11 protein-coding genes are annotated in these 10,169 nt (G+C 63.4%); 8 read left to right on the top strand and 3 right to left on the bottom strand.

Features of this window, described 5'->3' with window-relative positions:
* Positions 1 to 486, bottom strand: a 486-nt coding sequence (locus CP49_RS26150) for an NrsF family protein (RefSeq protein WP_057853051.1), incomplete at its 3' end; no start/stop codon positions are given.
* 2 nt (positions 487 to 488) lie between these two features.
* On the bottom strand, positions 489 to 1,034 hold the full coding sequence (locus CP49_RS26145; RefSeq protein WP_057853050.1) for a sigma-70 family RNA polymerase sigma factor: 546 nt from the start codon (positions 1,032 to 1,034) through the stop codon (positions 489 to 491).
* 353 nt (positions 1,035 to 1,387) lie between these two features.
* Between CP49_RS26145 and CP49_RS26140 the strand changes: the two genes are divergently transcribed.
* Together CP49_RS26140 and CP49_RS26135 are read left to right on the top strand one after the other, a co-directional pair.
* The gene (locus CP49_RS26140) at positions 1,388 to 2,074 is read left to right on the top strand and encodes a hypothetical protein (protein ID WP_057853049.1); all 687 of its coding nucleotides are present in this window, start codon (positions 1,388 to 1,390) and stop codon (positions 2,072 to 2,074) included.
* A 104-nt stretch (positions 2,075 to 2,178) separates the two neighbouring features.
* Positions 2,179 to 2,958, top strand: a complete 780-nt coding sequence (locus CP49_RS26135; RefSeq protein ID WP_057853048.1) for an enoyl-CoA hydratase — start codon at positions 2,179 to 2,181, stop codon at positions 2,956 to 2,958.
* 143 nt (positions 2,959 to 3,101) lie between these two features.
* Here CP49_RS26135 and CP49_RS26130 read toward each other — a convergent pair whose 3' ends face one another.
* Complete coding sequence (locus tag CP49_RS26130; RefSeq protein ID WP_057853047.1) at positions 3,102 to 4,955, bottom strand: acetyl-CoA hydrolase/transferase C-terminal domain-containing protein; 1,854 nt, start codon at positions 4,953 to 4,955, stop codon at positions 3,102 to 3,104.
* Positions 4,956 to 5,291: 336 nt separating this feature from the next.
* Between CP49_RS26130 and CP49_RS26125 the strand changes: the two genes are divergently transcribed.
* From CP49_RS26125 to CP49_RS46735, 6 genes are all read left to right on the top strand, one after another.
* Positions 5,292 to 6,707: a TolC family outer membrane protein gene (locus CP49_RS26125; RefSeq protein WP_057853046.1), complete on the top strand. Its 1,416-nt coding sequence runs from the start codon at positions 5,292 to 5,294 to the stop codon at positions 6,705 to 6,707.
* Positions 6,708 to 6,968: 261 nt separating this feature from the next.
* Positions 6,969 to 7,940, top strand: coding sequence for an alpha/beta fold hydrolase (locus CP49_RS26120; protein ID WP_057853045.1), 972 nt, complete (start codon positions 6,969 to 6,971; stop codon positions 7,938 to 7,940).
* Positions 7,941 to 7,968: 28 nt separating this feature from the next.
* The gene (locus tag CP49_RS26115; RefSeq protein ID WP_057853044.1) at positions 7,969 to 8,391 is read left to right on the top strand and encodes a hypothetical protein; all 423 of its coding nucleotides are present in this window, start codon (positions 7,969 to 7,971) and stop codon (positions 8,389 to 8,391) included.
* Complete coding sequence (locus CP49_RS26110; RefSeq protein WP_156438671.1) at positions 8,384 to 9,484, top strand: hypothetical protein; 1,101 nt, start codon at positions 8,384 to 8,386, stop codon at positions 9,482 to 9,484. Before CP49_RS26115 ends, CP49_RS26110 begins: the two co-directional genes overlap by 8 nt.
* Positions 9,474 to 9,818, top strand: a complete 345-nt coding sequence (locus tag CP49_RS26105; protein ID WP_057853042.1) for a hypothetical protein — start codon at positions 9,474 to 9,476, stop codon at positions 9,816 to 9,818. The genes CP49_RS26110 and CP49_RS26105 overlap by 11 nt, the downstream gene beginning before the upstream one ends.
* A gap of 148 nt (positions 9,819 to 9,966) precedes the next feature.
* The coding region (locus tag CP49_RS46735) for a hypothetical protein (protein WP_210183107.1) at positions 9,967 to 10,169 on the top strand (203 nt) is incomplete at its 3' end.

The raw sequence follows: 10,169 nt of genomic DNA, 5'->3' as shown, positions 1-10,169 counted from the left end.
GATGGCGCCGGCAACCGCCGGCCGCGCCGGCGCGCCGTGCCGCAGCCCGATCAGCGCGCCGGCCAAAATCGGCAACGACAGTGCCGGGATGGCCGTCATGCAGACCCAGGAGTTCTTGCCGACCAGCCGCGTCATCATCGGCAGGCGCTGCGGCATCATCATCTCGCCGCCGATGCCTGCGGCCAAAATCCCGACGGGGGCGAGCAGCAGCCAGCCAAATCCGCGCAGCGAGGCCTCGGGCCGCGACAAATGCAGGCTAACGCCAATTGCCGAGATCGCCAGCGCCAGCGTCACCGCGAATTTCAGGTCGAAGAACGGGTTTCGCATCGCAACCATCACGTCGGGCCTGACGCCGAGCTCCGTAAAGAACATCAACAGCGATACCGGCGCGGCGGCCAGCAACGCCAGCATCAGCGCGAAGCCGACGGGGCGCGCGCGGTGCGCATTGTCGGCCGCCAGCGTTCGAATGAGCTGATCGGTATCCATTCTCATTGTTCCCGTAGCTTCGCCGTCAGGCTGGTCAGTCCACGGTGCAGCGCCACCCGCACCGCGCCCTCGCTCATCGAAAATTTTGCCGCCGTATCCTTGATTGAGGCGCTGTCGACCGCGATCGACTGCAGCACTTCGCGCTGGCGTGCCGGCAGCGTCTGAAGCTGGGCCGCGACCTCGCTGGCGGAAGCCGTCTCGGCCGGAGCTTCGCCGGGCAGCGTCTCGGCGAAATCGTCAATATCGACGAAAATGCGCCGGCCGCGGCGCCGCAGCGCATCGATCAGCTTGTTCCGGGCGATCGCAAACAGCCATGGAGCAAAGGGGGCGCTGACATCCCAGGTATGCCGCTTCAAATGGACCGCCAGCAAAATGTCCTGCACGATGTCCTCGGACTGATCGACCGGTTGCCCTGCCCGCGCCAGACCGCGGCGCGCCGCGGCCCGGAGCACCGGCGTGACGGCCTTGAGCAGGCGATGATACGCCGCACTGTCGCCTGCAATGGCCGACCGCATCAGGCCGGTCCATTCGTCATCCCGTTCGCGCACCCGCGCTCCTACCCTGCAATTCGGTCGATCTTTCAATTTGTTACGTCAGGACGATCAGATCACGAAGTCGTGATCGAAAGTCTTGACGCCGAAGGTCCTGCGGTGTCCAACCGGGAATCGGGACGGCCGGCCGCGCGGACGGCAGGCTCATAACATCGATTGCGCTGTCTCGCATCCGGCGTAGCTCCTCCAAGAGAAGTCCGCGCGGCAAAATGCCCGCACGCGCGTCCGCTGCAACACCATTGCCCAGCTTTTGCCCGGTGTTGCCCGAAGATTCCCTGTTTTTGCCGTGCTGTGGACACGCGGCGGGGTCTTTTTTCGGGACTGGGCGGCGGCCAATGGGGAGATTCCACATGACGATCAAGGCCAGCGCGGGATCGGCATTGATTTTAGCGGCAGGGCTTTTGGTAGGTTTCGCAGGACCACTGCCGGCGATAGCCGCCGGTGCGGCTGCGGATAGCGCCGAGGTCTCGAAATCGGAGAGCGCGACATCCGGCAAGTCCGCCAAGACCGGTTCGCGTTACCTGAAGAAGCGCTCCGCCGATCGCAAATCCACCCACGCGGCATCGAAATCTACCGAGAGCAAGAAAGCCGACGAAAAGCAGGTCGCTGATGCGAGCGGCAGCCCCCAACCCGCGATGCCCGAATGGCTCGCCAATGCCAACGCACAAATGACTTCGACCGATGCGGCCCCCGATACCGCCAAGGCCATCTCGGCGGCCATGTCGGAGAAAGCCAACACGGTCCTTCAGCAAGCGGCAGTGGACAAGCCGGCCGACGCCGAGGCGGTGCCGGCCGATGCCGCCGTGGTTGCCTCCGACCAGCTCAACGACGTCGATCGGGCGCTGCAGGAAGAGAACCCCTCCACGTCCACGCAGACAGTTGCAATGGCCTCGGCCAGATCGGCATCGGAGGCTCCCGATCAGGCCGCCAGTAACGATAGTTCCACCCTGGACAAGACCTCGCTGATCGGAAAGATCTTCATCGCCTTCGGCGCCTTGCTGACGATGGCGTCGGCCGCGCGCATGTTCATGGCGTAGCCGTCGGCGCACCATCCCCGCGTCCAGGGTCCGTTCCCACCCACTTGAAGCCCATCCCGGCAGCGGGCACATTGCGCGCAGATTGAGATACCCCGGGGTGGATCATGGCGACATTCGAATGCATCATTGTCGAGAGCAAGGGCGCGGTCGGCATCATTAAGCTGAACCGGCCGAAAATGCTCAACGCGCTCTCGTTCGGCGTGTTTCGCGAAATCGCCGCCGCAGTCGATGACCTCGAGGCCGACGACAAGATCGGCTGCATCCTGCTCACCGGCAGCGAAAAGGCGTTCGCCGCCGGCGCTGACATCAAGGAGATGCAGCCGAAGAGCTTCATCGACATGTTCTCCAGCGATTTCACCGCCATTGGCGGCGACCGCGTCGCCACCTGCCGGAAACCGACGATCGCGGCCGTCAGCGGCTATGCGCTCGGCGGCGGCTGCGAGCTTGCCATGATGTGCGACATCATCATCGCCGCCGACACCGCAAAATTCGGCCAGCCCGAAATCACGCTCGGCACCATCCCGGGCATCGGCGGCACCCAGCGGCTGACGCGCGCGATCGGCAAGTCCAAGGCGATGGATCTGTGCCTTACCGGACGCATGATGGATGCGGCGGAAGCCGAGCGTTCCGGCCTCGTCAGCCGCGTCGTGCCGGCTGATAAATTGATGGAAGAAGCGCTCTCGGCGGCGGAAAAAATCGCCTCGATGTCGCGTCCGGCTGCCGCCATGGCCAAGGAAGCCATCAACCGCGCATTCGAGACGCCGCTGTCGGAGGGCATGAATGTCGAGCGCAATCTGTTCCACTCGACCTTTGCGCTGGAAGACCGTGCCGAAGGCATGGCGGCGTTCATCGAGAAGCGCAAGCCGGTGAACAAGAACAAGTAGGGCCGAGTTCTCTCCGCACGTCGTCCCTGCGAACGCAGGGACCCATACGCCGCGGCCGTCGTGTTGAAGCGACGATGGCAGACATCTTCTCTAAGCAACTACGCCCTGTGGTTATGGGTCCCTGCGTTCGCAGGGACGACGGATTATAGCTTGCGGCTCCGCGCCAGCGCAGCATTGACCAGCGCGCGATAGCCACGCTCTGCAAACGTCGTCGGACGATCGAGGCCCAATCGTGCCAGACATTCGCGCTTCGACGCATCCGGCGGCTGGGTCACTCCCTGCCACAGCAATCCGGGCAGAAGCCGCGGCGTCCGCTGCGCTTCCCGAAGCAACTGCAGCGCCGGGATCAGCCGCTGCTCGATCTCGGTAAAGTCGCTGCCGAACGGGAATGCCGGCAGCAACCCTGCCTCGCGCGCGGGCCTCAAAGCCTCCGCCACCCGTTCCGGAAAATTCTCGCGATGCGCGCGCGGAACTTCAAACGCCTTCGGCAGCTTGCCGGCATCCCTGGCGATCTTCGTAAGCTCGTCCTGAAAACGGGAATCGGTGACCTGCAACATCGCCGCAATGGTCTCGGCGTCCGATTTGCCCCTGACATCGGCAACGCCGTATTCGGTGACGAAGACGTCGCGCAGATGCCGCGGGATGGTCTCATGACCGTAGTTCCAGCGGATGTTGGAGTGCGTCTTTGCACCCGCCTGCCGCGTCGCCTCCAGCGTCAGGATCGACCGCGCGCCTTGAAGCGCGAACGCCTGCGCCACGAAATTATACTGGCCGCCGACGCCGCTGACGACTTGGCCATCGTCGAGGCCGTCCGAGACCGCGGCCCCCATCAGCGTCGCCATCATCGCGTTGTTGACGAAGCGGGCGCCGACGCGCGCCCGGCGCTTGGCATCCTCGTCGCCATAGAGCTCGTTGGTGAAGGACACCGGCATCATCTGGATGCGCGCGAGTTGCTCGTCCGGCATTTCGCGCAACGCGCGATAGAACGATTTCGGCCCGAGGAAAAACGCGCCGTGCAGCGTCACGCCATCGACCTCGCGCTTGAGAACACCGGCGTCGATCAGGCCGAGAAACGCCTCGATCAGCATTTCGCTGACACCATAGAGTCCCTTCTCGAACGGTCCCGTGTGCGCTTGCTCGATTCCAGGCGCAAGCCGCTTCATGATGGTGCGGAACTGTGCGCTGTCGCGATGGCGAACGATCAGCCCCTGCGCCAGTGCATCGCCGACCTGGCCGATGCCGATCTGCAGAGAGCCGCCGTCAGGCACGAGGCTAGCTGCATGAAGCCCGATCGCGTATTTGGTGTCGCTGACCGGCTCGGCCGGCGGCGCAAACAGCGGGAAATCCGTCGCAGGACTGTCGAGAACCGCGGAAAATTCGTCCGCCGGCAAATCGCCCGCGCCCGGCATGAACGGCAGTTCGGAATTGACCTGGCCGATCAGCTTGAACGACGCCCGGCCCTCGCTGCGGGCACGCAGGATGTCGAGCGTAGTGTCGGTATTGCAGCTCAGGCCGTAGCGCGTCACGCCTTCGACCACGCGTTTCGCGACCAATTGGGTGACGACGTTCAGCCCGCGCGTCAGCAGGTATGACGAGGCATGGGTGTAGTTCGCGGAGATGTAATGCTGCTGCGCGTACGGCACGTGCAGCCATTTGCCGGCCAGGAAGAAAAACTCGATCACGCTGATGTTGGGCGGCAGTTCGCCGGCATGCAGCGCGTTCGCATACGTCAGATCGGGATAGCCGCCGAACAGGCGATCGATCACCGGGCCGATGAAGCGCCGTTCGAGCAGGCTTGAGGGCTGTGGTTTTTCCAGCGTCAGCGCCGAAAACAAAGTGAGCTTGATCGAGCGGTCGGCGGCGGCGCGTGCGTACAGCGCGTTGACGACATGATTGGCCTTGCCGAGCCCAAGCGGCAAGCCGACCATGAGGTCGGTTCCGACCTCGCGGATGATATCCTCCGCGATCGCTTCGGGATCGGAAAACAGCTTTGGCATCAGTAGCGGACCCGGGGCATAGCTGCGAAGCTAACCGCCCTGAATCGGACGCCAGCCACCGAAGCTATAGCGCATCTGCCGCCGAACTTCGTCTGTGACGAACCGGCAACAGCCAAGCTTTGATTTCACCGAATTAATGTACTGATGTCGCGCGGCAGTTTGCCTGTAGCGACGGTGCCCCCTAAACAGGTAGACGAGGCTGTCGGCGGGGGCGGACGGACAGTGCATGATCCGGAATGACGGGTAACCGGCATTCCGGATCATGCCCAAACAGGAAGATAGAGCGGGATGACTCGAAGCAGGGTTATCACGCTCTTGTGTTGACTACGGGGTCAAATGACTAAGCGTGCCGCAAGGGTTGGCCGCGTTGAAAGACGGTTGCTTCGATCGGGCATTTGCCTTGCTGCGGCTTGCCTCGCGTTTGCGGCGTCGGCTGCGCATGGCGAATCGCTCCCCGAGGCGCTGGCCAAGGCCTACCAGACCAATCCCGCGCTCAATGCCGAGCGGGCGCGTCAGCGCGCCACCGACGAGAACGTGCCGCAGGCTCTTTCGGGTTATCGGCCGCAGATCGTTGCTACTCTCTCCGCCGGCTTTCAGGCGGTGCGTAACCTGCTGCCCGACAACACCATCCAATCGGCGAACCTGAAGCCCTGGACCATCGGCGTGACCGTGTCCCAGACGTTGTTCAACGGCTTCAGGACCGCCAACAGTGTACGCGTGGCGGAATTGCAGGTGCAGGCGGGTCGCGAGGCGCTGCGCAATGTCGGTCAGGGCGTGCTGCTGGATGCAGTCACGGTCTACACCAACGTTCTCGCCAACCAATCGCTGGTCGAAGCCCAGCGCGCCAACGTGGCGTTTCTGCAGGAAACGCTCGACATCACCCAGAAGCGTCTGAATGCCGGCGACGTCACGCCCACCGACGCTGCGCAGGCCGAGGCGCGTCTGAGCCGGGGCCGCGCCGACTTGAATGCCGCTGAGGTCAATCTGGCTGTCAGCCAAGCGACTTATCTCCAGGTCATCGGCAACGCGCCGAACCTGCTCCGCCCCGCTGACACCGTCGACCGCCTGCTGCCGCGCAGCCGCGATGACGCCACCGGGCAGGCCTTCCGCGGGCATCCCGCCGTGATGGCGGCAAGCTTCGATTTCGATGTCGCCACCACCTCGATCCGCGTCGCCGAAAGCAGCCTGATGCCGACGATCACGCTGCAGGGCAGCGTCAGCCGCAGCAAGGACTCGGACCCCACGCTTGGCACCCTCGGGACCGACCAGGCTTCCGTGACCGGCCAGCTCACGCAGCCGATCTATGACGGCGGAATGGCCGCTTCACAGACCCGGCAAGCCAAGGAAATCGCGGCCCAAAGCCGGCAGGTGCTGGACCAGGTCCGCAATCAGGCCCGCACCGCCGCGGTCGGCGCCTGGGTCGCCAATGAAGGCGCCAAGATTGCGGTGACCGCATCCGAAGCCGAAGTCCGCGCCGCCACCGTCGCGCTGCAGGGCGTGCAGCGGGAGGCAGCCGGCGGCCAGCGCACCACTGTCGACGTGCTGAACGCGCAGCAGGATCTGATCCTGGCGAAGGCCCGGCTGATCGGCGCGCAGCGCGACCGCGTGATCGCCTCCTACACCCTGCTCAGCGCGATCGGCCGGCTCGACGTCAAGACGCTCAACCTCAAAACGCCGGACTACCTGCCGGAAGTGCATTACCATCAGGTACGCGACGCCTGGCACGGCCTGCGCACGCCGTCGGGGCAGTAGGTTGTATTCCCCCGTCATTCCGGGGCGATGCGAAGCATCGAACTATGGTGCGCAATTGCGCACCTGAGAATCTCGAGATTCCCCGATGCGCAATTGCGCATCTGAGGTCTGGTCCTTCGGACCATCCCGGAATGACGACAAACGCAGTGTTAACCGGACGCTGATCATGTCCGGTATTTTCAGTCGCCAGCAACTCGCCTTGCCCTAAAACGCGGGTCCGCTTCTGCCACCCGTTTATTTTGATCGATTTTGCGAGGCCTCGTGGTTTCAAACATTCTGCGCTGGTCGGCCAACGGCTTGTTGGTCCTGCTCCTGTCCGCAATCCTTGTGGTCACCTCATTCCGCCTCGCGGCGTCAATACGCGAAACCGGAGCGCGCGCCCAACTGGCGCCAAAGACCGGCCACCTGGTGCCGACGCGTTCAGGCCGCGTGTTCGTGCAGGAGAAGGGTCCGGAGGATGGCATTCCCGTGGTGCTGTTTCACGGCACGGCGGCGTGGAGCGAGCTATGGCGGCACACCAGCGACGTGCTGGCCGCTGCCGGCTTTCATGTGATCGCCCTCGATCTCCCGCCGTTTGGATTCTCGGACCGTCCCGGCAGTTATACGCGGCAGGATCAGGCCGCCCGGATCAACGATGTGCTTGATGCACTGAAAGCTGAGCCCGCCATCATCGTCGGCCACTCCTTCGGTGCTGGTGCTGCGACTGAACTTGCGATGCGATATCCGGATCGGGCGCGCGCACTGGTGCTGGTCGATGCCGCGCTCGGACTGACAGCTGCGCCATCGGACGCGCCCTGGGTGGTCCAGCCGCAATGGATTCGCGAAGTCCTGGTGTCGCTGACCATCACCAATCCGGTGGCGACGCAAATGCTGCTCAAATCGCTGATCGCGAAGAAGGAGCGCGCGCTGCCGGAATATGTCGCGATCCTGCAAAGGCCGCTGGCGCAGCGCGACAGCACGAGCGATATCGCCGACTGGCTGTATTATTTCCTCGGCACCGATACCAATGCCGCGAGCGCGGACCGCAATGCCTATGCGAAGCTGGAAGTCCCCGTCGCGATCCTATGGGGCGACAAGGATACTATCACCCCGGTTGAGCAAGCTCTCGATCTCCGAAGGCTGTTGCCATCAGATACGGATCTGACATTGCTGCCGGGGCTCGGTCACATTCCGCAGATCGAGGACCCCACCATGTTCAACGATGCCCTGCTCAAGACGCTTGGAAAACTCTAGACTGAGCCGAGATTCGGCCGGAGACATCATGGACATCATCAGACTGTGCGCCTGGGGCTATGCCGCCCTGCTCGGCTTCGTGATCCTAACCGGTTACATCCCAGCCTTCATCGACGCCAATGACATGATCTTCGGCCTGTTTCGCCGCACCTGGTACGCCGACGGGCTGCATCTCGTCTCGGCGCTATGGGCGGCAACGGCGGCGATGGCCTCGCGCCGCGCCTCGGAACTGTTCTTTCAATTATTCGGCGTGTTCTACTTTGCCGACGGCGTGCTCGGCCTGCTCACCGGCAGCGGCTATCTCGACTTCGGCATCCTGATCAACGGCGTCCTTGACCTGCCGCTCTCGACGCGGTTTTTCGCCAACGCTCCGCATCTCGGCCTCGGCGGCGTAGCAATCCTGATCGGCTATGGGCTGGCGCCGCGGACGCGGACCACCGTCCATGCTTAAGTGGCTGCGGCGCATCCTCGCTGTTCTCGCGATCCTGATCGCGTTGTCGGTGCTTATGCCGCTGGCCTATATCGAGGGGGCCTGCCGCCCGGCTTCCAGCGCCACAGCGTCCGCCGCACCGGCGGTGACCCTTCCCGCAATCGGCGAGCCGGGCTACCGGCGCAAGCTGAACAATACGTTCTTCACCTTCCCCGAATGGTACATCGTCTATTCCTTCGAAGATTTCGGCCGCTTCCTCGATCGCTCCAGCGAAAGCCACTTCAATTATTTGAGCCATATCTTCGGCTTCTGGCGAAGCTTCTGCACCATCAACCGCGCCGTGCCTGCGACCGGAGAATCCCTGGCCGAAGTCAAGACGATGATCTACGTGATCGGGATCAGCTATTCGTTGGAATATGCCGTCAAAGGATTCTACGAGAATACGATCGGCCGCGTGTTCGAATGGATCAGAGGCGAGAAGCGCACCCCGCAGGATGAATTCGGCCGCGCCGTGCTGCAGGACTATGCCGCGTTCCTCTACACCGTACCCTGGTACAAATACCCGTTCCAGAAGAAGCTCGACGGCCTGATGGCAATTTCGGCGCCGACGCCAAGTAGCTTGCGTAGCCGGGAGCGCGACTTCGTGCTCGGCGCGGAATACTTCGTCAAGATCGGTTACGCCGCGCTGATTCAGAAGGCGCTAGACGCCAGCAATGACACCGAGCCACGCGACATCATGTTTGCCGTCGCGACGCTGCCGCCGGAGTTATTGGCAAAAGAACCGCACATCAAGCCGATCCGTGCGCTCAACGCACAATGGCAGCTCGTGCAGACGCCGCGCTACAAGGCGTTCACCGGCATCCTGCAGCGGCTGCTGGATCAGGGTTATGGGGTTGCAGAGATCGCGGGCAATCACGACATCCTTATCACCGTGATTGCGCCCGACGCCGCCAAGCTCGATATCAAGGGTACGACGGAGCTGTTTTCACTGGAGCTCGATGCGAAGCCCGGCTTCCGCCGGGCGGGCCTGAAGGCAAGGATCGACCGTCTCCTCGATATCAACCGCGAGCTCAAGGCCAGAGGTGCAAACATTGAGCACTTCTATGACTACTGACGGACGTCAGCGCGGCGATGGGCGTTGGGGCCGGATTGCCGGCGCGATCGCCCTGGTCGTGTGCGGCTGGCTTGCCGTTGTCACCGCGTTGACCTTCGGCTCAGCCCCCGGCAAGTCAATGGCGGTCATTGGCCCGCCGTCCCAGGCGCTGGCCGCGATCGCCAAGGCCAACGGCCGCATTGTTGCGTCGAACAACTACGTCACCATCGCGCGTTCCGACGACGCCGATTTCGTCGGCCGTCTCTACGCGGCCGGCGCGCTGTTGGTGCTCGACGCCGAACAGGCGGGCGGCTGCAGCGGCCTGCCGCCGAAGCGGTTTACCGCGCAACTTTGACGGACCAGAGTTCCAGCCTGGCCGGCCTGCCCTAGACGGCTTAATCCTTCTGTGCCCTGCGGGTTATCTCTCGGGCTGAGTACCCATTTCGGCCGAAATACCTGTATACTGGTGGCGGGCCGACCTTCCGGCCGACGGGCTAAAGACCATGATCAAGACATCAATGAACCGGTTGGTCGTGCCCCTGATAGGGCTTGTTGCGGCGACTGGCATCGGAACGATCGTCGCCATGCAGTACATTGGGCGCGAGCCAACTGCTGATAAGGCTGCAGGCGTTGCGCCAAAGTCGGTCACTGACCAGCGCGTTAAGGGGCCGGCACTCGCAAGCGTGCAGGCGGAGGCAAACGCGGT

The sequence above is a fragment of the Bradyrhizobium valentinum genome, from assembly GCF_001440405.1.
Classification (GTDB): Bacteria; Pseudomonadota; Alphaproteobacteria; order Rhizobiales; family Xanthobacteraceae; genus Bradyrhizobium; species Bradyrhizobium valentinum.
Note: the sequence above shows the minus strand (reverse complement) of the source record. Positions and strands in the feature narration are given on the sequence as shown.